Annotated in this window: 18 protein-coding genes; 13 read left to right on the forward strand and 5 right to left on the reverse strand. The window is 70.8% G+C overall.

The features are described 5' to 3' along the window. Positions 1 to 19 precede the first annotated feature (19 nt). Entirely contained in the window at positions 20 to 724 is a 705-nt protein-coding gene (gene fabG / locus AW273_RS13280; RefSeq protein WP_062348595.1) for a beta-ketoacyl-ACP reductase, read from the forward strand. 2 nt (positions 725 to 726) lie between these two features. Beyond that, positions 727 to 1,491, forward strand: a complete 765-nt coding sequence (gene fabI / locus AW273_RS13285; RefSeq protein ID WP_062340315.1) for an enoyl-ACP reductase FabI — start codon at positions 727 to 729, stop codon at positions 1,489 to 1,491. On the opposite strand, the gene AW273_RS13290 is transcribed toward fabI, so the two are convergent. Continuing rightward, complete coding sequence (locus tag AW273_RS13290; protein WP_062348596.1) at positions 1,488 to 2,360, reverse strand: hypothetical protein; 873 nt, start codon at positions 2,358 to 2,360, stop codon at positions 1,488 to 1,490. The two genes, fabI and AW273_RS13290, sit on opposite strands and share 4 nt — an antisense overlap. 242 nt (positions 2,361 to 2,602) lie before the next feature. On the opposite strand from AW273_RS13290, the gene AW273_RS13295 reads away from it, so the two are divergent. Next, entirely contained in the window at positions 2,603 to 3,625 is a 1,023-nt protein-coding gene (locus AW273_RS13295; protein ID WP_062348597.1) for a cellulose-binding domain-containing protein, read from the forward strand. Positions 3,626 to 3,665: 40 nt separating this feature from the next. Here AW273_RS13295 and AW273_RS13300 read toward each other — a convergent pair whose 3' ends face one another. After that, positions 3,666 to 4,598: an aldo/keto reductase gene (locus AW273_RS13300; protein ID WP_062348598.1), complete on the reverse strand. Its 933-nt coding sequence runs from the start codon at positions 4,596 to 4,598 to the stop codon at positions 3,666 to 3,668. A 43-nt stretch (positions 4,599 to 4,641) separates the two neighbouring features. Between AW273_RS13300 and AW273_RS13305 the strand changes: the two genes are divergently transcribed. From AW273_RS13305 to AW273_RS13335, 7 genes are all read left to right on the forward strand, one after another. After that, the gene (locus AW273_RS13305) at positions 4,642 to 5,460 is read left to right on the forward strand and encodes an undecaprenyl-diphosphate phosphatase (RefSeq protein ID WP_157555765.1); all 819 of its coding nucleotides are present in this window, start codon (positions 4,642 to 4,644) and stop codon (positions 5,458 to 5,460) included. After that, positions 5,457 to 6,137: an MSMEG_4193 family putative phosphomutase gene (locus tag AW273_RS13310; protein ID WP_062348600.1), complete on the forward strand. Its 681-nt coding sequence runs from the start codon at positions 5,457 to 5,459 to the stop codon at positions 6,135 to 6,137. The genes AW273_RS13305 and AW273_RS13310 overlap by 4 nt, the downstream gene beginning before the upstream one ends. A 10-nt stretch (positions 6,138 to 6,147) precedes the next feature. Then, positions 6,148 to 6,717, forward strand: a complete 570-nt coding sequence (locus AW273_RS13315; RefSeq protein ID WP_062348601.1) for a DUF3090 domain-containing protein — start codon at positions 6,148 to 6,150, stop codon at positions 6,715 to 6,717. Then, positions 6,714 to 7,460 carry an SCO1664 family protein gene (locus AW273_RS13320; protein WP_030452329.1) on the forward strand — a complete coding sequence of 249 codons (747 nt, stop codon included), beginning with the start codon at positions 6,714 to 6,716 and terminating at the stop codon, positions 7,458 to 7,460. Before AW273_RS13315 ends, AW273_RS13320 begins: the two co-directional genes overlap by 4 nt. A gap of 104 nt (positions 7,461 to 7,564) precedes the next feature. After that, positions 7,565 to 8,305 (forward strand): NRDE family protein, encoded by a 741-nt coding sequence (locus tag AW273_RS13325; protein ID WP_232327373.1) that lies wholly within the window; start codon positions 7,565 to 7,567, stop codon positions 8,303 to 8,305. Between the two features lie 9 nt (positions 8,306 to 8,314). Further along, positions 8,315 to 9,520: a cysteine--1-D-myo-inosityl 2-amino-2-deoxy-alpha-D-glucopyranoside ligase gene (gene mshC, locus AW273_RS13330; protein WP_062348603.1), complete on the forward strand. Its 1,206-nt coding sequence runs from the start codon at positions 8,315 to 8,317 to the stop codon at positions 9,518 to 9,520. 21 nt (positions 9,521 to 9,541) lie between these two features. Beyond that, the gene (locus AW273_RS13335) at positions 9,542 to 10,864 is read left to right on the forward strand and encodes an LVIVD repeat-containing protein (protein WP_062348604.1); all 1,323 of its coding nucleotides are present in this window, start codon (positions 9,542 to 9,544) and stop codon (positions 10,862 to 10,864) included. Here AW273_RS13335 and AW273_RS13340 read toward each other — a convergent pair. Together AW273_RS13340 and AW273_RS13345 are read right to left on the reverse strand one after the other, a co-directional pair. Beyond that, a complete protein-coding gene (locus AW273_RS13340; RefSeq protein WP_062348605.1) occupies positions 10,842 to 11,915 on the reverse strand; it encodes a GNAT family N-acetyltransferase in 1,074 nt (357 codons plus the stop codon). The two genes, AW273_RS13335 and AW273_RS13340, sit on opposite strands and share 23 nt — an antisense overlap. Continuing rightward, positions 11,912 to 12,901 carry a GNAT family N-acetyltransferase gene (locus AW273_RS13345; RefSeq protein WP_232327374.1) on the reverse strand — a complete coding sequence of 330 codons (990 nt, stop codon included), beginning with the start codon at positions 12,899 to 12,901 and terminating at the stop codon, positions 11,912 to 11,914. The genes AW273_RS13340 and AW273_RS13345 overlap by 4 nt, the downstream gene beginning before the upstream one ends. 156 nt (positions 12,902 to 13,057) lie before the next feature. On the opposite strand from AW273_RS13345, the gene AW273_RS13350 reads away from it, so the two are divergent. Genes AW273_RS13350 through AW273_RS13360 form a run of 3 tightly spaced genes read left to right on the forward strand, consistent with a single transcriptional unit; the run spans position 13,058 to position 16,638 of the window. Beyond that, positions 13,058 to 14,302: a cytochrome P450 gene (locus AW273_RS13350; RefSeq protein WP_062348607.1), complete on the forward strand. Its 1,245-nt coding sequence runs from the start codon at positions 13,058 to 13,060 to the stop codon at positions 14,300 to 14,302. A 48-nt stretch (positions 14,303 to 14,350) separates the two neighbouring features. After that, complete coding sequence (locus tag AW273_RS13355; protein WP_157555767.1) at positions 14,351 to 15,739, forward strand: GH39 family glycosyl hydrolase; 1,389 nt, start codon at positions 14,351 to 14,353, stop codon at positions 15,737 to 15,739. Further along, a complete protein-coding gene (locus AW273_RS13360) occupies positions 15,736 to 16,638 on the forward strand; it encodes a glycosyltransferase family 2 protein (protein WP_063909951.1) in 903 nt (300 codons plus the stop codon). Before AW273_RS13355 ends, AW273_RS13360 begins: the two co-directional genes overlap by 4 nt. A 64-nt stretch (positions 16,639 to 16,702) precedes the next feature. Here the strand turns inward: AW273_RS13360 and AW273_RS13365 are convergent, their stop codons facing one another. Then, positions 16,703 to 20,614, reverse strand: a complete 3,912-nt coding sequence (locus AW273_RS13365) for a lipopolysaccharide biosynthesis protein (RefSeq protein WP_062348609.1) — start codon at positions 20,612 to 20,614, stop codon at positions 16,703 to 16,705. Positions 20,615 to 20,617: the final 3 nt, after the last annotated feature.

Consider the following 20,617-nt stretch of genomic DNA (forward strand, 5'->3'; position numbering starts at 1 on the left):
AACTAGTAACGTCGGGTACATGCCTCGTTCTGTACTCGTCACCGGCGGCAACCGCGGCATCGGCCTCGCGATCGCCCGGGAACTCTCGGCGGCCGGAGACCTCGTCGCCGTCACGCACCGATCCGGCCAGGCCCCCGACGGGCTCTTCGGCGTCACCTGCGACGTCACCAGCCAGGAGTCGGTCGACGCCGCCTTCGAGAAGGCCGAGGCCGAGCACGGCCCGGTCGAGGTCGTCGTGGCCAACGCCGGCATCACCAAAGACACCCTGCTGGCGATGATGAAGGAAGAGACCTTCACCGACGTCATCGACACCAACCTGACCGGGGCCTACCGGGTCGCCAAGCGCGCCGTCCGGCCGATGTTGCGCCTCAAGCGCGGCCGCATCATCCTCGTCTCGTCCGTGGTCGGCCTCCTCGGCTCCGCCGGGCAGGCCAACTACGCCGCCTCCAAGGCCGGCCTGGTCGGCTTCGGCCGGTCGCTGGCCCGCGAGCTCGGCTCGCGGAACATCACCGTCAACATCGTGGCCCCCGGTTTCGTCGAGACCGACATGACGGCCGTGCTCACCGAGGAGCAGCAGGCCGCGATCCAGAAGCAGATCCCCCTCGGCCGTCAGGCCAAGGCGGGCGAGGTCGCGCGCGTCGTCCGCTTCCTCGCGAGTGAAGACGCCTCCTACGTCACCGGGGCCGTGATCCCCGTCGACGGCGGCCTGGGAATGGGGCACTGACCATGGGAATCCTCGAAGGCAAGCGCATCCTCGTCACCGGCGTCCTGACCGACGCCTCGATCGCCTTCAGCGTGGCCAAGCTGGCCCAGGAGGAGGGCGCCCAGATCGTCCTCACCGGGTTCGGCCGCCTGAGCCTGGTCGAGCGCATCGCCAAGCGGCTGCCCGAGCCGCCGCCGGTGCTGGAGCTCGACGTCAGCAACACCGAACACCTCGACAGCCTGGCCGAGCGGGTCGGCGAACACCTCGGCGGGCTCGACGGGGTCGTGCACTCCATCGGGTTCGCGCCGCAGACCGCCCTGGGCGGCAACTTCCTCAACACCTCGTGGGAAGACGTCGCCACCGCCTTCCAGATCTCCACCTTCTCCTACAAGTCGCTGTCGATGGCCTGCCTGCCGCTGATGAAGCAGGGCAGCTCGGTCGTCGGCCTCGACTTCGACGCGTCCAAGGCGTGGCCGGTCTACGACTGGATGGGCGTGGCCAAGGCCGGCCTTGAGGCGACCAACCGCTACCTCGCGCGCGACCTGGGCAAGCACGGCATCAGGGCCAACCTGGTGGCGGCCGGTCCGCTGCGCACGATGGCCGCCAAGAGCATCCCCGGCTTCAAGGAGTTCGAGGACTCCTGGCCCGCCAAGGCCCCGCTGGGCTGGGATCTGGCCGACACGGTGCCGGCCGCCAAGGCGTGCGTCGCCCTGCTGAGCGACTGGTTCCCGGCCACGACGGGCGAGATCGTCCACGTCGACGGCGGTGTGCACGCCATCGGCGCCTAAGCGATGCGCTGACGCCGTCGCGACGCCGGCGGGAGCCCGGAGAGCGGCAGCGACTCCGGGCACATCGCCTCCAGCTCTTCCTTCCTGGCCCGCTTGAGCCAGGCGACCCGCGCGGCCAGCACCGCCGACACCAGCAGCAGCGTCGTCAGCCCGGTCGCGACGGGGTCGTAGGCCTGCCTCGGTCGCACCGGCGGGACCTTCCGGGTGTCGCTCATGAGCTCGGGGATGAGCTGGCCGGGCCACAGCAGCGGCGGGGCGACCTCGTCGACGCTGACCGGCTCGGGTTCGGCGACCGGCGGGGGCGTGGGCTCGGGCGAGGCGGTGATCGACTCGCCCGTGGTGACGAACTGGGGGCGGGGCTCCGGCCGCCGCTCCCTGCGGTTCCCGCGCCGGCCGGTCGGGGCCGGCCCGGCCGACTCGGTCGGCTTCACCCGCACCGGCTCGGCGTCGAGTGTGGGCACCGGGCTGTGGCCGCAGGTGAGCCCGCAGACGTCCACCGAACCGCCGTCGGTCACCCCGGCCTCGACGCCGGTCGACGACCCCGTCTTATTGTCCTTCTCCGGCTTGCCGGAGTCCTGGGTCTGGCCGGGAGCGGGCGACGAGGTCGAGGAGTCGCTGCCGGTCACCCCGCCGACGACCTTGTCGACCGTGTCGGTGACGTCTTGGAGGCCGCCCTTGGTCACGCCGTCGACGATGTCGGTCGCGCCGTCGACGACCTTGCACAGCGTGTCGGTCACCCCTGGCAGCAGGCCGCCCCGGTCGCAGTCGGCGGCGCGGGCCGCCTCGGCCACGACCAAGGGGAAGGCGGCGCCGATGGCCACGGCGAGAACGCCGGCGGCGAGGGTGGACGCGGGCCGCCCGATTCTCATGTGCCCCTCCCCAGTCACCGGCGGGCCCCCTCCCCTGTGGGCGCACCGCTCCCGTTGGCGCGGTCCAGTCTCTCTCCAACACCCGGTGAATTTCGCGCTGTGTCGCCCTTCGGTATCCAGGTGTGATACGCGAGACCGTCTCTCGTTCGGTTTCTGAATCTTTCAACCGCCACCTGCTACGGGCCGGGCCCCGGCGCCCCGCGCGTTGACGGCACACCCGGCCGGTCCGGACGATCGGGTCCATGCAGATCACCGCAGTGGTCCTCACCGCCGCTCTGCTCGCGGCACCGGTGCCGACGCCGACACCTTCGCCGACCGGCAGCACCGGTCCGCTGACCTGCCGGACCGGTCCGATCCCCACGAACCCGCCCGTCAACGCCCCGCCGACCACGCCGGGCGCGCCGTCGGTCGTCTGGTCGTTCTTCAACAGCGCGTACCTGCGCTGGGAGCCCTCGACCGACGACCACGCCGTGGCCTGCTACGAGGTCTACCAGGACGACGGGGGGAACGGGATCATCCGGGCCGTCTTCCAGGGGAACCCGGCCGCCGCGGAGGGGGAGGTCTACCTCCCGACCCCCATCGGCACCAGGATCTATCCCGTCTACGTGGTCGCCGTCGACCGGTACGGCGTGCGCAGCGCCCGGTCGCCGGTCACCCAGGTGCGCATCAGCAACGACATCGTGCAGCCGCAGCCGAGCCGACCGGTCGCCGCCCCGCTGAGCCCCACCAGCGTGCGCCTGTCGTGGACGCTGCCCTCCTACAGCGCACCCGCCGCGGCCTTCCAGGTCATCTCGGGCGGGCAACTGCTCATGACGGTCCCGGGCACCACCGCGACCCTCACCGGGCTGACGCCGGGCACCGAGTACTCCGTCACGGTCCGCCCCATATACGGGGACGGCAGCTTGGGGTACGAGTCACCGCCGGTGGTCTTCACCCCCAGCACGCCCTCGGTGTCGTGCCAGGTCTCCTACTCCAGCAGCACCTGGGGCACCGGCATGACCGCGAACGTGGCGATCAAGAACACCGGCGACGAGCCGATCGAGGACTGGGAGCTCACGTTCACCTTCCCGGCGACCGGGCAGCGGGTGGACCGGGGCTGGTCGGCGGTCTGGGCGCAGAACGGCCAGCGGGTCACCGCGACCGGCGTGACCTGGAACAAGGACATCGCGCCCGGCCGGACCCTGTGGATCGGATTCAACGGCGAGCACACCGGCGCGAACCCCGCCCCGGCCGACTTCGCCGTCAACGGCTCCGCCTGCGCCTGACCCGCAGGCGGCGTTCACCCGGGAGGCCCTGGGCGAGGTGTCATGACGACACGTCGTCCAGGGCCTCGCGGATCTCCCAGGGGAGCACGAGCGTCTCGGACTGCAGCACGCCCAGGAGCTGGGCGTGGGTGCGCGCGCCCACGATCGCCGAGGCGACCCCGGGCCGGTCGCGGACCCAGGCCAGCGCCACCGCCAGCGGCGAGGCGCCCAGGCCCTCGGCGGCGGTCACGCACGACTCGACGATCCGGCGCGACCGCTCGTCGAGATAGGGCTGGACGAAGTCGGCGAAATGCGGCGTCGCGGCGCGCGAGTCGGCCGGGATGCCCGTGCGGTACTTGCCCGTCAGCACGCCCCGCCCGAGCGGCGACCAGGCCAGCACGCCCGCGCCCACGTGGGCGGCGGCCGGGATCAGTTCGTCTTCGGCCTCACGGGCGACCAGCGAGTATTCGACCTGCGCGGCCACGATCGGGGCCCGCCCCGGGGCCGAACGCTGGTGCACCCCGGCCGCCGCGACCTGCCAGCCCGCGTAGTTGCACACCCCGGCGTAGGCGGCGCGGCCGGTCGAGACCGCGATGTCGACGGCCAGGAGGGTCTCGTCGAGCGGTACGTCGGGATCGAAGGCGTGGAGCTGCCATAAGTCGACCTCGTCGACGCCCAGGCGGTCGAGCGAGGCGTCGAGGGCGCGGATCAGGTGGCGGCGGGAGCCGTCCTTGCCCCCGGGCGTGAGCACGGCCTTGGTGGCGATCACCAGTTCTTCTCTGGGGACCACCTCTTTGAGCAGCCGGCCGATGAGCCGCTCGGCGTCGCCGCCCGCGTAGACGTCGGCGGTGTCGACCAGCGTGCCGCCCTCGTCGGCGAACGTCATGAGCTGGGCGGAGGCCTCGTCGGCCGACGTGTCGCGCGCCCAGGTCATGGTGCCGAGGCCGATGCGCGAGACCGACAGGCCGCTGCGCCCGACATATCGCTGATCCATTGCGAGTCAGAGTATCGTGCCCAAGGCTCTAAGCTGGCCGACCGTGAACGTCTTTGAGGCGGTCGTCCTCGGCATCGTGCAGGGGCTGACCGAGTTCCTGCCGATCTCCAGCTCGGCGCACCTGCTCATCGTGCCCAAGCTGGCGGGCTGGGAAGACCCCGGAGCCGCGTTCACCGCCGTCATCCAGCTCGGCACCATGCTGGCGGTGCTGATCTTCTTCTGGCGCGACATCCTGCGGATCAGCGGGGTCTGGCTGCGCAGCCTGACCGACAGGGAGCTGCGCGCCCACCTCGACGCGCGCATGGGGTGGTACATCATCCTCGGCACGATCCCGATCTCGCTCGCCGGCCTGCTGTTCTCCGACGCGATCGAGGGGCCGGCGCGCAACCTGTGGCTCAACTCGGCCATGCTGATCGTGTTCGGCCTGATCCTGCTGGGCGCCGAGCAGTTCGGCAGGAAGGCCAAGCACCTGTCCGACCTGGGGCTGAAAGACGGCCTCATCATCGGCGCGTGGCAGATGCTCCCGCTGATCCCCGGCGCCTCCCGCTCGGGCTCCACGATGACCGGCGCGATGTTCCTCGGCTACACCCGCGAGGCTGCGGCCCGCTACTCGTTCCTGCTGTCGATCCCGGCGGTGGTGTTGTCGGGCGTCTACGAGATGCGCCACGTCGGCGACGGCGGCGGTCCGCCCCTGGTCGGGACCGCCGTGGCCACGATCGTGTCCTTCGTCGTCGGCTACGCCTCGATCGCCTGGTTGCTGAAGTGGGTGGCCAAGAACTCGGTCAACATCTTCGTGATCTACCGCGTGTTCGCCGGCACCCTGCTGCTGACCCTTCTCGGACTGGGCGTGATCACGGCATGACGACCCTCCTGCTGCTGCGCCACGGCCTGACGCCGCTGACCGGGCCGGTCCTGGCCGGGCGCACTCCCGGTGTCCATCTCGACGAGCGGGGCCGGCGGCAGGCCGCCGACGCCGCCGAGCGACTCAAGGACGTCCGGCTCGACGCGGTCGTCTCCAGCCCGCTGGAGCGCTGTCGCGAGACCGTCGAACCTTTCAGGGCCGAAAACCTCCAGATCGACGACCGATTCGCCGAGTGCGACTACGGCGACTGGACCGGGAAGAAGCTCGGCGACCTGTCCAAGGAGCCCGAGTGGCGGGTCGTGCAGGCCCACCCGAGCGCCGCCGTCTTCCCCGGCGGCGAGTCGCTGGCCGCCGTGTCGGCCCGCGCGGTGGCCGCCGTCCGTGACTGGAACGCCCGGCTGGGGGAGCGGGCGACCTATCTGGTCTGCTCCCACGGCGACGTGATCAAGGCGATCGTGGCCGACGCGCTCGGTCTGCACCTCGACCAGTTCCAGCGCGTCAACGTCGACCCGGGATCGGTCACCGTAATCGAATACACCCCCATACGCCCCTTCCTGCGCAGACTTAACGACACCCGAAATTTCGGGCTTCCGGAGCCGCCTCCGGAGCACAAAGATGGAGGAGAAAACATCGCCGGGAGCGACGCCGCCGTCGGCGGCGGAGCCGGGACCACGTAAGGTCGGGGCTATGCCGGTCTTCGATTACGATCCGCCTGAGAGGTTCGTGGCCGGTGCCGTTGGGCAACCGGGCGCGCGAACCTTCTTTCTACAGGCGAGGGCGCAGGGGCGCCTCACCACGGTCTCGCTCGAGAAGTTCCAGGTCGCCGTGCTGGCCGACCGCCTCGACGAGTTGCTCGACGAGGTGCTGCGCCGCAGTGGCGGCCGCGCCCCCGTCCCGGCCGTGGCTCCCGGCGAGGTCTCCGACGAGGGCCCCCTCGACACCCCGATCGAAGAAGACTTCCGGGTCGGCACCATGGCCCTGGCCTGGGACCCCGACACCGCCCAGGTGATCATCGAGGCGCAGGAGGCCACCGCCGAAGAGGAGGAGGACCCCATCTTCGGCGATCCCGACCGGCCCGAGCCCGCCGTCCTGCGGGTGCGCATCAGCGCCGCCGCGGCGCGCGCCTTCAGCCGCCGGGCCCTCGACATCGTGGCCGCCGGACGGCCGCCGTGCCCGCTGTGCGGGCAGCCCCTCGATCCCGAGGGGCACATCTGCGTCAGGCTCAACGGACACCACCCCGGGGGACTCACCGCATGACCGCTGAGAACGCGGAAGAGGGGACGAGACTCGACGACGCGGCTGCCATGCGGCTGCTGCGCGGCGGGCGGCTGGAGGTCGCCGGCCGTCTGGTCGAGGCCACCAACATGACCCTCTACTGCACGATCAGCGCGGGCGACCAGGTCGCGGCCTGCGTCTACAAGCCCGTGAAGGGCGAACGCCCGCTCTGGGACTTCCCCGACGGCACCCTCGCCGCCCGCGAGGTCGCCGCCTACGAGGTGGCCGTGGCCACCGGGTGGCGGCTGGTGCCGCCGACCGTCTACCGCGACGGCCCGTTCGGCCCCGGCATGGTCCAGCTCTGGATCGACGCCGACCCCGACGCCGACCTGATGGCCGTCATGCGCAGCCGCCAGCCCGCGCTGCGCCGCATGGCCGTCCTCGACGCGGTGATCAACAACGCCGACCGCAAGGGCGGCCACCTGCTGCCGCTGCCCGACGGCCACGTCTACGGCGTCGACCACGGCGTCTGCTTCTCCGTCGACACCAAGCTCCGCACCGTGTTGTGGCAGTGGAAGGGCCGGCCGCTCTCCCGTGAGGCGGTCGCCGTCCTGGTCCATCTCGATCAGGAACTGGAAAGAGGACGACTCGGGCGGAGATTGCGCGAACTGCTGACCGCCGCCGAGGTGGAGGCGACCTGGAACCGGGTACGCAGACTGCTGGACACCGGAATCCACCCCTACCCATCGGGCGACTGGCCCGCGATCCCCTGGCCCCCGATATAACTACTTTCCCGGAGCCTCACTGAGCTGGACGTAGCACTTTATTTCCGGCACTCTGCATGAGTCTCTACCGATAGTGGAGGGAACGGGCATTGTGTACGGTCATCGTGAGCTTCGACCCCGATGCGGAGTCGCCGATCCTGCTGGCCGGGGTCCGCGACGAGTTCGTCAACCGCCCCTGGATGTCCCCCTCCGCCTACTGGCCCGACCATCAGGGCGTCGTCGGCGGCCGTGACCTCCTGGCGGGCGGCACCTGGCTGGCCCTCCACCCCGCCGCGCGACGCGTCGCGGCCCTGCTGAACGGCCACGGCCTGCTGGCCGGAGCCGGCAACCGGGCCTCCCGCGGCGACCTGCCGCTGCTGGCCGCCTCCGGCGGCGACATGCCCCTGGTCGAACTGACCCGCTACGACCCCTTCCACCTGTTGCTCGGCGGGCTCGACGGCGTCCGCCTGTGGACCTGGACGGGTGACCGCCTCTCGGAGGAGAAGCTGCGCCCCGGCACCTACGTCGTGGTCAACGCGGGCCTGCCCGACGCCGAGGAGAACCCCCGGGTGGCCCGCTTCCAGCCCGCCTTCGCCAAGGCGCCCCGGCCCGGCCGGCCGGCCGGGGGCAGCCCCGAACGCTACTGGGGCGAGTGGCTCACCCTCGCCTCCGGCGACGGGCTGCCCTACGAAGATCCGGCCGCCCTGCTGGTCCGCCACGAGCTGAGCGACGGCCGCCTGTTCATGTCGCTCTCGGTCAGCCTCGTCGCGCTGGCCGAATCGGGCGTGCGCTACGACTTCCTGCCCGCGCCGGACGACCCCCTCACCTGGCATCCGGTGGACATCCCGCGCGAGGCACGCGGATAGGCTCACACCATGCAATCGTGGTCTTCGTCGAACGTCCCCCGCCTGCCGGGCCAAGGTCACCCGCTGCGCCTCTACGACACCGCCGCCCGCGAGATCCGGACCACGGAGCCCGGCCCGGTGGCCCGCATGTACGTCTGCGGCATCACCCCCTACGACGCGACCCACCTCGGCCACGCGAACACCTACCTGGCCTTCGACCTGGTGAACCGCGCCTGGCGCGACGCCGGCCACGAGGTCCACTACACCCAGAACGCGACCGACGTCGACGACCCGCTGCTGGAGCGGGCCGAGCGCGACGGCCAAGACTGGCGGGAGCTGGCCGAAGACCAGATCGAGCTGTTCCGCACCGACATGGCCGCCCTGCGCATCCTGCCCCCGGCCGAGTACGTCGGCGTCACCGAGGTCGTCGACCAGGTCGCCGCCCTCATCGAGCGGCTGGGCGAGGCGACGTACACGATCGACGGCGACGTCTACTTCGCCCGCACCGCCGCCCCCAAGTTCGGCGCGGTCTCCGGCTACGACGAGGAGACCATGCTGACGCTGTTCGGCGAGCGCGGCGGCGACCCCGGGCGGCCGGGCAAGCGCGACCCCCTCGACTGGCTGCTCTGGCGGGCCGAGCGCCCCGGTGAGCCCTCCTGGCCCTCGGCCTTCGGCCCGGGACGCCCCGGCTGGCACATCGAGTGCACGGCGATCGCCCTGGCCAACCTCGGCCCCGGCTTCGACGTCGCGGGCGGCGGCACCGACCTGATCTTCCCCCACCACGAGATGGGCGCCTGCGAGGGCCACGTGGCGACCGGCGAGTGGCCGTTCGCCAAGGCCTACGTCCACTCCGGCATGGTCGGCCTCGACGGCGAGAAGATGTCGAAGTCGCGCGGCAACCTGGTGTTCGTCTCCAAGCTGCGGCGGCACACCGACCCGATGGCGATCCGGCTGGCCCTGCTCGGCCACCACTACCGCGCCGACTGGGAGTGGACCGACGCCGAGCTGACCGGGGCGACCGCCCGCCTGGCCCGCTGGCGCGAGGCCGTCGCGCGGGAACAGGGCCCCTCGGGCGCCGAGCTGCTGGAGAGGGTCCGCGACAGGATCGCCGACGACCTCGACGCGCCCGGCGCGCTGGCCGCGATCGACGCCTGGGCCGCCGCCGAGGGCGACGATCCGCAGGCGCCACGACTGGTTCGCGACCTCGCCGACGCGCTGCTCGGGATCACCCTCTGATCTGAAAAGTGAGGATCGCGGTTGAAGCGGTTATTGGCAGGTCTCGTCCTGATAGCGGGATGCACGACCGCGCCACCGCCTCCCGAGACGCCACAGAGCGCCGCCCCCACCCCTGAGTTCACCGTCACGGCCGGCCTGCGGCACGTCGCCAACGTGCCGCCGGGCGCGCCGTTCGACACCCCCGAGTCGTTCGGCACCGACCTGGCCTTCCAGGGCAGGTACGCCTTCGCCGGCAACTACGGCGGCTTCACCGTCTACGACATCGGCGACCCCGCCAGGCCCACCGTGGTGACCCGGGTGCTCTGCCCCGCCGACCAGAACGACATCTCGGTCTACGGCAACCTGCTGTTCCTCTCGGTCGACGTGCCGCGCGCCGGTCCCGAGTGTTCGAGCGGCCCCGGCGACCCGTCGTCGCCGACGCAGTTCGAGGGCGTGCGCATCTTCGACATCACCGACGTCGCCAACCCCCGCTACGTGACGGCGGTCCGCACCCCGTGCGGGTCCCACACCAACACCTTCATCCCGGGCGAGGACGTCCACCACGTCTACGCCTCGGCCGCCGGGCCGATCCCCGGCGCGGCCAACTGCCCGGCCCCCCACGAGCTCATCTCGGTCATCGAGGTGCCGGCCGCCGACCCGGCCGCCGCGAAGGTCGTGGCCACCCCCGTGTTGTTCACCGACCGCGACCCCGGCCGGTTCGGCGGTTGCCACGACGTGAGCGTGCTCCCGGCGAAGAACCTGGCGGTGGCCGCCTGCTACGGCGACGGCCTGCTGCTCGACATCACCGATCGCGCCGCGCCGAAGGTCCTCCAGCGGGTGACCGACCGGAAGAACTTCTCCATCTGGCACTCGGCGGCCTTCACCCCCGACGGCGCCCGGGTCGTGCTGAGCGACGAACTGGGCGGCGGGGCGGCCCCGATGTGCACCGCGCGGGTGCCCGAGAACAAGGGCGGCACGGCCGTCTACGAGATCACCGCCGATCGCCGGATGCGGCCGCTCGGCCTGTTCAAGATCCCCAGGACGCAGACCGCCGCCGAGAACTGCGTCGCCCACAACGGCAACGTCATCCCGGTCGAGGGCCGGAACCTGATGGTGCAGGCCTGGTACCAGGGCGGCGTCTCGGTCTGGGACTTCACCGACCCGGCGAACGCCCGCGAGGTGGCCGCCTTCGAGCGGGCGCCGCTGGCCCCCGGCAGGCTCGGCGGGTCGTGGTCGGCCTACTTCTACAACGGCTACATCTACTCCAGCGACATCACCCAGGGGCTCGACGTGCTGGAGCTCACCGAGCCGTCGGTCGCCGGGGCGAGGCGGTTGCCGGGGCTCAATCCGCAGACGCAGGAGTAGCGCCGCGCCTGGCCGCCACCCATCGGGCCGCGCGGTCGGCGGCACCGTACAGGACCGGGGTGGAGAGCACCAGGTTCACGGCGCGGCGCCTCGGCTCGTGGACCAGCCAGTGGCGGGCCGCCGCGAGCGACGGGCGGGCCAGGCGGCCCTCGGCGACCATCAGGTCGCCGGTCTTGAGGCTGTCCTTGTAGCCCTTCTCGCCCCGGCCCAGGTCCATCAGGGTCACCCCCGCCTCGGCGACCGCCCGGCACAGGCGCAGGCGGTGGATCAGGCCGGGGGAGTAGAAGGCGAAGGCCGGGTCGTAGACGGGGAACCAGGCGATGATCGTGGTCTCGGTGCGGACCCCGAAGTTGCCCGCGACCAGGGTGTCGCCGGCGTAGAGCAGGCCGAGGGTGCCGGTGAACACGGGGGTGCGGACGTCGTGGAGGCGTTCGGTGACGGCGACCACCCACGGCTCGGCGAAGCGGTCGGGGCGGCCGGTGCGGCGGTACTGCGCCGACTTCCACCGCTGGAGGGTGCGCAGGGCCGCGCGGTCGGGCGAATCGAGCACGAACCGCACGTCGCCGACCTCACGGGCCAGCCGCCGCTCCTTCTTCAGGGTCGACTTGTAGATCTTGCTCGACCGCTCGGCCAGCCCCTTGGCGTAGAGCTCGTAGCCGCCGGTCAGGTCGATGACCGGGGAGGGGTGCAGGGCCTTCTGGTCCGGTACGAACTGGGCCGGGTCGAGGTGGTCGAAGGCCCAGACCTTGAGGTCGCAGGCGCGCAGGAGCTCCCTCGGCGCGACCTCCAGCCCCGGTTCGGCCGCCATGCCCTGGAGGTCGGACAACACCGAGCCGATCGGGCGGCCGACCGCGCCGCGCCGCTCGAAGGGGAAGAAGGCCCGGCCGCCGTCGACCACGGCCACGTGGGCGTCGTCGCGGACCGCGCCGACCGCCCAGGTGTATTCCGGGGCCAGGAACGGGTTCGGGCGGCGGTCCAGGCGCTCCAGCGCCCGCCAGTCGGCGAGCTGCGTCTCGGAGAGCTCCGCCGGCCGCACGACGTCGATCCTCACCCGCGGCCCCGCATCTTCAGCGCCCGGTCGGCGAGCGCGTGGAGCCGGGCGTTCCCGACGATCGTCTTCTTGATCCGCCGCGCGGGCGCGGTGCGCGCCCAGTGGAGCGCCGAGGCCGCGCCGGGCCGTCGCGCCACCCCCTCGGACAGGGGGAGGCTGCCGTTGCAGATGGTCTGTTTGTAGTCTCCGGCGGTGCCGGTGTCGATGTGCCGCAATCGGCGGGCGGCGGCGGCCTCGACCAGGCGTAAATGGTGGATCAGGCCGGGTGAATACGATCCGAGTTCCGGGTCGTAGGCGGGGAACCAGCCCGCCATCACCCCTTCGCTGACCAGGCCGAAATGCGCGGCGACCGGACGGTCGCCGATCTTCAGCACCGAAAGCGGGGCGCTGAATTCGGCGGTCTGAACGTCGCGCAGCCGTTCGATGAGCGCGGCCACCCACGGTCTCGCCGTGCGGTCGGCGCGGCCGATGCGGCGATACTGGTCGGACTTCCAGCGCAGCAACGCGCCGAAATGATCGTTCGAGGCGTATTCGTAGGTCAGCGGGCCGATGTCCCGCTGGATCTTGCGCTCCTTGTAGGCGATTGTCTTGTACGACTTCGGCGAATTCTCGCGAAAGAACTTGATATATCCGTCATATCCGGATTCGAGATCGAGCAGCATCGCCGTCCGATTCTCGTCCGTAGTGAACCACGGTTGCCCGCCCACCAGATATTCGAACTCGAACACCTCCAGCCCGCAGCCTTTCAGCAGGTCGGAACCGTTCACCTCGAATCCCGGCCGGTGCACGAGCCCCTGCGCGAGCGTGACCCACGCGGCCAGCGGCCGGGCCGCCCCGGGGCCGCACGGCTCGAACGGCAGGAACCCGGCCAGGACCGTGTCGTCCCAGATCACGGCCACTCTGGCGGCGTCGCGGACGTGGCTGACGGCCTGCGCGAACTCGGGCGCCAGCCAGGGGCTCGCCAGATGGGGAGAGGCCCGGCGCATCTGTCTCCACGCCGACAATTCCGGCTCGCCGAGATCGCGGGGACGTATGACATCGATCTTCATATGCGATGAATTCCGGTGACCTAGGAAGCGATGACCGCGCCATACTAATCACGCGAATAACGTCCCGTCCCCCGACCCGAGGTGCTGCCCCTTATGACCGTCGTGCAGGACATCGACCTGGGCAGCCTCTCCTTCTGGGGCCGGCCCCATCCGGAGAGACTGGCCGCCTTCGAACGGCTGCGGCGGATCGAGCGGCCGATGTACTTCGGGGAGCCGCGGGTCCCCGGGCTGCGGTCGGGCAAGGGGTTCTACGCGCTGGTCCGCCACAAGGAGATCACCGAGGCGCTGCGCAACCCCGCCGTGTTCGGCAGCTACCCGTCGGTGTCGATCCCGCCGCCGCCGTTCTGGGCCAAGTACATCTTCGGCAACTCGATGGTGAACCTCGACGACCCCCAGCACGGCCGCCTGCGCCGCATCATCGCCCGCGCGTTCACCCCGCGCATGCTCGACAAGAGCGAGCAGGACGTCACCGCCAACGTCAACCGCATCATCGACCGTGTCATCGCCGCAGGTCCGGGCGGCGACTTCATCACCCAGGTCGCCAACCCGATCGCGGCGGGCGTCATCTGCGACATCGTGGGGGTGCCGGAAGAACACCGCGGCCTGGTCATCGAGCGGGTGCACACCTGGGCCGACTACACCGGCGTACGGCCCGGGTTCGTCTCCTCCCTGCACCTGGCCGCCAAGAACACCATGGGCCTGGTCGGCCTGCGGCGGATGGTCGTCGAGCTCGGCAAGGAGCGCCGCGCGAACCCCCGCGAAGACGTCATCTCGCAGCTCGTCACCGCCAACGTCGACGGCGAGAAGCTCACCGGCATGGAGCTCGGCGCGTTCTTCACCCTCCTCGTGACGGCCGGGATCAACACCGCGAGCAACGCGATGGCCCACGGCCTGCGGCTCCTCACCGCCCACCCCGACCAGCGGGAACTGCTCGTGAACGACTTCGACGCGCACATCGGCACCTGCATCGAGGAGATCGTCCGCCACGTCACACCGGGCATGCGCACCGGCCGCACGATCAAGGTCGAGCACGAGGTCGGCGGGCAGGTGCTCAAACCGGGCGACAAGGTCGTCCTCTACTTTCTCTCCGCCAATCGCGACGAATCCGTCTTCGCCAATCCCGACGCGTTCGACATCACCCGTGACCCGAATCCACATGTCGGGTTCGGGGCGCCCGGTATCCACTTCTGCCTCGGTGCGAATCTCGTCCGGAAAGAACTCACCGTGGCGTTCCGGGAACTGTTCCGGCGCCTTCCCGACATCCACACGATCGGCGAAGGCCGCCAACTACGCTCCAACTTCGAGAACGGCCTGACCGAGTTGCGATTCGGCTTCTAGATTCCGGGCTATCCGGCGATTCAATCTTTCCCCCGATATCGTGGCCGGGTGGCACGAGAGAATCGGCGGCACTGGCGTCACGCGCGCCGTTCCCTCCGCACCAGGCTCGTCATGCTCTTCGCGGGCGTCACGGTCGCCGGCGCGGCCGGCGCCCTGGTCCTCGCGATGTCCGGCCACCCGGCCGTCCCGTGGCAGCCGTCGGGCGGCCAGGGCGACCGGCCGCCCGAGGCGGCCAATCCGATCGTGGTCGGCGGCGGCGCGCCCGCCGGGTTCCCCGTGTGGGGCTTCTCGCACACCCGGTTCAGCGTCGACTCCGGCCCGCCCGACGTGACGGCCGTCGCCGAGAAGAGCCTCGCGCGCGGCCGGATCATCCAGAACCAGCACATCATGGGCTTCGGCACCCTCAACCCCGAGCCCTCGCCCGGCACGTACGACTGGAAGTCCATGGACAGCCGCATGGCCGCCATCGAGAGGTCGGACGGCCTGCCGGTCATCACCCTGTGCTGCGCCCCCGACTGGATGGTCGGCGGCGAGCCCGGCGAGACCGACTGGGAGAACAACTTCACCCGGTCGCCGCTGCGCGAGCACTACCGGGACTTCGCGAACCTGGCCGCCGCCGCGGCGAAGCGCTACCCCCACGTGCGCCACTTCATCGTCTGGAACGAGTTCAAGGGCTTCTTCAACGAGGGCCTGAAACGATGGGACTACGAGGGCTACACCGAGATGTACAACCTCGTGTACGACGCCCTGAAGAAGGTCGACCCCGAGATCCAGGTCGGCGGCCCCTACGTCAACGTCACCGACCGGCCGGGCTGGAAGTCCGAGGTCTCCGGGCCGTGGGGCAGCCAGGACCAGCGCGGCCTCGACGCCATCAGGTTCTGGCTGAAGAACAAACACGGCGCCGACTTCCTGGTCGTCGACGGCACCTCCGAGTCGTCCAAGGGCATGTATCCCGACGAGTTCTCCGCCCTGGCGAAGTTCTCGGCCGTCAACGCGTGGCTGCGCGAGCAGAGCAACCTGCCGGTCTGGTGGGCCGAGTGGTACTTCGAGCCCGCCGAGTCCGACTGGACGACCGGCCGCCGCCTGGCCGTCCAGGCCGCCGCCATGATCGAGTTCGCCAAGAGCGGCACCGCCGCCGCCCTCTACTGGTCGCCGCAGGGCGAGGGCCCCGAGTGCGACGGCTGCCTGTGGACCAACCTCGACCAGCCGAAGGCGGGCCGGCCGCTGCCCGCCCTGACCATGCTCCAGGACTTCGCGCGGTGGTTCCCGGCCGGAACCCGGCTGGCCGGCGTGCCGACGGCCCATCCGGCGATCCGGGTGCTCGCGTCGTCGAAGAAGCTGGTCGTGGTCAACACGCGGGGCGAGGAGACCAGGGCGTCGGTCGACGGGAAACAGCTCACGCTCAAGTCCTACGAGGTCCGGTGGGTGAGCCGATGACCTGGCCCGCGGTCAGCGTGGTCGTCTGCACGACCGGCAACCGGCCCGAGATGTTGCGCGAGGCCCTCGCCTCCATCCGCGCCCAGGACTATCCGGGCGACGTCAGCGCCGTCATCGTCTTCGACCGCTGCGAGCCCGACAAGGAGGTCCTGTCGGACGACCCGCACCGCCGGGTGACCTGGACGACCAACGAACGCGTCCCCAACGTCGCGGGCAGCCGCAACAGCGGCATCCTCGCCGCGCCGGACGACCTGGTCGCCTTCTGCGACGACGACAACACCTGGCGGCCGGCGAAACTGCGCTTGCAAGTCGAGGCGCTCAGGGCGAACCCCGACGCGGCGCTGGTCTCCTGCGGCATGGTGTCCACGCAGGAACGCCTCTGGCCCTCCTCCCACATCACCTTCGACGACCTGCTGCGCTCCCGCGTCCCGGCGGCGACGACGTCCTCGTTCCTGATGCGGCGTCCCCTGCTCGTCGGCCCGGTCGGGACCTTCTCGGAGGAGATCCCGCGCGGCTTCGCCGAGGACTACGAACTGCTGCTGCGGTGTGCCCGGCACGCGCCGATCCCCTATGTGCCGGAGATCCTGGTCGAGGTGCCACCGCACGAGGGCTCCCACTTCTACGGCCGCTGGTCGATGATCGCCGACTCCCACGAGTGGCTGCTCGACCACTACCCCGAGTTCAAGCGCGACCGGCGCGGCTACGCCCGGCTGGCGGGCCAGGTGGCCTTCGAGAGCTCCATGGCGCACGACTGGGGAAGATCACTGAAATGGGCACGCCGGGCATTCCTCGCGTCTCCGATGGAACCCCGCACGTACGCGGCCCTGGCGATCACGTCACGGCTGGTTTCGGGTGAGTGGGTCATCGCGAGGGTTCAGGCCCGGGGGAGCGGCACGTGAGCGAAGTGAGCAAGATCGGCGTCTGGATCGGGGCCGTGGCGGTCGTGTCGCTCAGTTCGACCGGCTAGACGCTCAGCAGCATGAACCTCTCCAATACGACCCAGCCCGCCAGCAGCAGGAACGGGAGCGACAGCCAGGCCAGGCGGCGGCTCCAGTACCAGGTCCCCGGCCGGTCCCTGATCCGGATGATCTCCCGGGTGATCACCAGCAGCACGAACACCGCCAGCGCGATCAGCCCGTAGGGCGTCCACGGCGTCTCGCCGATCCGGAACGGCGTCCCGCGCAGCTGCGGCGCGATCCGTCCCGTCGGCTGTTCCTTCAGCGCGTAGACGGCCGCGTCGTCGTTCCAGACCAGAGTCTCCAGGTCGGGGTGCTGGGCCAGCGAGACCCGGATCTTGGGCCCCCAGTCGGCCGGATAGTTGGCGTCGATCTCCAGCGACGCCTCCTGGCTGCGGGTGGCCAGGATGAACGAGCCGGGCCCCGCGTCGCGCAGCTGCTCGACCACGTTGTCGACCTTGTAGGGGTCACGCCCGGCCGTCGCCCTGATCTGGCGCACCCGTTCGACCCCGGTCAGGCTCCACGAGATCGACGAGCCGCCGTCGCCTTCGGGGACCAGGTAGAGGATGCGGGTCGTCTCCAGGTCGCGCTCGTAGATGTAGTCGATCGCGGCGCGTTCCTGGGGGGAGGTCCATTCGTACTTCTCGTTGCCGAACCGGGCCAGCAGGAACGCGCCCGCCAGCCCCAGCACGAGACCGCAGGCGATGACCGGCCGCAGCTTGGCGAGGACCGGGAAGCGGCGCTTCGGGGCGACCTTGCTCGGCAGGTCGGGGTAGAAGAGGTAGGCCACCAGGATGCCGGTGGCCGGGAGCGTGAACAGGTAGACGCGCAGGCCCAGCTCGCCGCCGTAGCTGAGCATGGCCAGCGACAGGACCGGCACGACCATCATCACGAAGACGACCCGGTCGCCGATGCCCTTCTTCAGCCGCCGCAGCAGGCCCAGCCCGGCCAGGCCCAGGATCACCCCCGTGATGGCCAGCCGCGTGTAGAGCACGACCAGGCGTTCGGGGTTGGTCGAGCTGATCCGGCCGGTGGTCTGCGAGGTGAGGTTGCCGCCGACCTGGCCGACCGAGCCGACCATCGCGTCGAGGTGGCCCGACCAGTAGGCGACGGCCATGTAGTTGACGTACGCCGCCACGATCGCGCCGAACAGGACGACCATCATGAAGCTGAGCCGGGTCCGCCGAAACACCACGAAGCCGAGCAGCACGCCGCACATCATGAACGGCGTGATCTGGTGGGACGTCGCCGTCGCCACGAAGATCATCACGATCAGGACCAGGATGACGATCCGGTCGGCGGCCGTGGTCCTCCCGGGGGCGCGTTCGCCCGGGATGAGCGTCCAGCGGCGTTTCCAGAACGACGAGGCCGGGTCGACACGGAGGAACCAGGTCACCAGGATCGCGACGAAGAGCAGGTAGAGCAGGTACGTCATGCCCTGCGGCGAGAAGTAGTCCTGCCCCACCCACTGCGACACCACGAAGATCATCAGCGCCAGCCACTTGGCCCGGCGGTCGGCCTGGAGCCGTCTGACGATGACGACCAGGGGGATCAGGTAGGCGACGTTCGAGATCAGCGGCCACCAGTTGAGCAGCGCCGCCGCGTCCTCCACCCCCGCCGCCCTGATCAGGAAGGCCGAGAAGACCGAGAAACCGGGCCAGTTGAAGCGGGCGTCCAGGGCCGTCAGGGTCTCGCCGGTCCGGGCGATGTAGTCGACGAAGCCGCCGATCGTCCAGGCGACCGGGAACCGGGGGAGCGGCTCGACCAGGACCGCCGCGCCGTGCAGGGCGAACATCACGGCCAGGATCTGGCACAGCAGCAGGATCGGCCGGTTTCGCCGCTGGGTGAGCGTGTCGAAGAAGCTGATGATCAGCAGCGCGACGGCCAGCAGGGCGACCGGCGGCATGACCGACACCAGGCCGAGGCCGGTCATCGCGTAGAGGTCCACGCCGACCAGCCCGGTGGGGCGGGCCTTCATCGCCAGCACGTACATGACCAGGGCCTGGACCGTGATGACGGCGCCCAGCCACTCACGCGGCCGCCGCAGCACCAGCGCCGCGCTCGTCACCCAGCCGCTTCTCCTGGACGGCGTGACAGGGGGCGGGCTCACCCGCTCGGGCACCACGACGAGCTCGCCGGCGGGCGCGACGTCCCATCCGGGCGCGACGACCCGGATCAGGCCCGCATTCGCGAACTCATCGGTATCGGGCCCGGAATCGGCGTGGTCCCGGCCGGCATTCTTCTCGGCGCAGAGCCCGGCCTGGTCGCCGGATGTCGGTTCATGGTCATCGGCCTGGGGTCCGAGCGTTTCGGATCGGCCGGATTCTCCGATGTTCTCGGTTTCCCGATGAGCATCCGATTGTTCGACCGGAATTTCCCCGTCGTCATTGTCATCGTCGCACGCGGAATTCCCGGCGGCGTTTTCTTCTCCGGTACGTAACGGAGCGTCGCCCTCGGGGTTTTCTTCGCCGTCGGGTCCGTCGACCATCGGGTCGGAGATTCTGGCCGCGGTCAGCCGGCGAATGCCGCCGAAAGGGAGGGCTACGGGTTTGATGGTGTCCACCGTTTCCGAGTCGTCGGAGGTGTGCCGCGGCGGTGGGGATTCGTTCGAGGGCGCGGAGTTCGTTTTGGCACCTGCCGGCCGGCAGAGCCGGAACAGCGCGGGGGCCACCGCCGCCGCCATGACACTCTGCGTGACGACCAGCGCGATGCCGACGCCCTCGATGCCGTGGCGGGGCAGCAGCAACCACGTCAGCCCCAGGGCCAGCGCGCACCGCGCCGCCTGGATGCGGAGCAGCGGGCGTGCGCGGCCCATGGCCCGCAGCGCGCCCAGGTAGAGCTCGACGAACGCCCGCGCCAGCGTGGCCAGGGCGATCAGCCGCAGCAGGGTGGTGCCGTTGTCGGCGAACTCGGCGCCGAAGACCGACAGGACCAGCGGCGCGGCCAGGACCACCAGGACGATCATCGGGATCAGCACGGTCAGGCTGCGGTGCAGCGCCCGGCGGGTGTTGCGGCCCAGCGCGGCCGGGTCGAAGGAGCCCTCGACGGTCAGGCTGGTCGCCATCGTGAACGCGAAGATCTCCAGCAGGCCGCCGACGGTCACCGCGATGCCGTAGTAGGCGTAGGTCCGGTGGTCGACCTGGGTGGCCACCACGACCGGGACCAGGTAGACGGCCGCCAGGGTGAACACCGAGCCGAAGTAGTCGCCCCCGGCGAACCGGGCGATCCTCCTCAGCGGCGGGGGAGTGCGGTGGGCGGTCTCGGCGACGTGGCGCGGGATCACCCGTGTGAAGAGCAGGTAGTTGACGGGGAGCACGGCCAGCGCACACGGCATGATCCAGGCCAGGAACACCTGCCACGAGACCACGTCGCCCCGCGCCGCCACCAGGAACGCGCAGGCCGCCACGGCGGTGACCTTCACGAACCCGACGGCCACGTTCACCACGGGCACCCACGTCGAGCGCCGCAGCGCCGACAGCACCACCTCTTGCAGCGTGTAGACCGACCACACGATCACGACCAGCGCGAACACCCCGGCGGGCAGCCAGCCCCACAGGATGCGGAACCCCGGCTGGTCCTTGGTCGCCACGACGAAGACCGCCGTGGCGACCAGGCCGAGACCGCCGCCCAGCAGGTAGACCGCGCCGACGAACCGCCCGGTCGCCCGCCCGGTCTCCGGCACGAACCGGGTCAGCGCCCCCACGAACCCGAACGAGGTGAGCGCCGCCAGCATCCGCATCGCGTTGATCAGCGCCTGGCCCTCGCCCACCTCGGCGGCGGGGAAGAACCGGGCTGCGATCACCCAGTAGCCGACGCCGAGCGCCGCCCCGATGCCGGCGTTGACGACCAGCGCGTAGGCGTTGCGCAGCAGGGGATCCTGGAGGTCGGCGGGCAACCGCCGGCGAAGCGTCTCGGTCACGGT

It is taken from the genome of Herbidospora yilanensis, assembly GCF_001570565.1.
GTDB lineage: Bacteria > Actinomycetota > Actinomycetes > Streptosporangiales > Streptosporangiaceae > Herbidospora > Herbidospora yilanensis.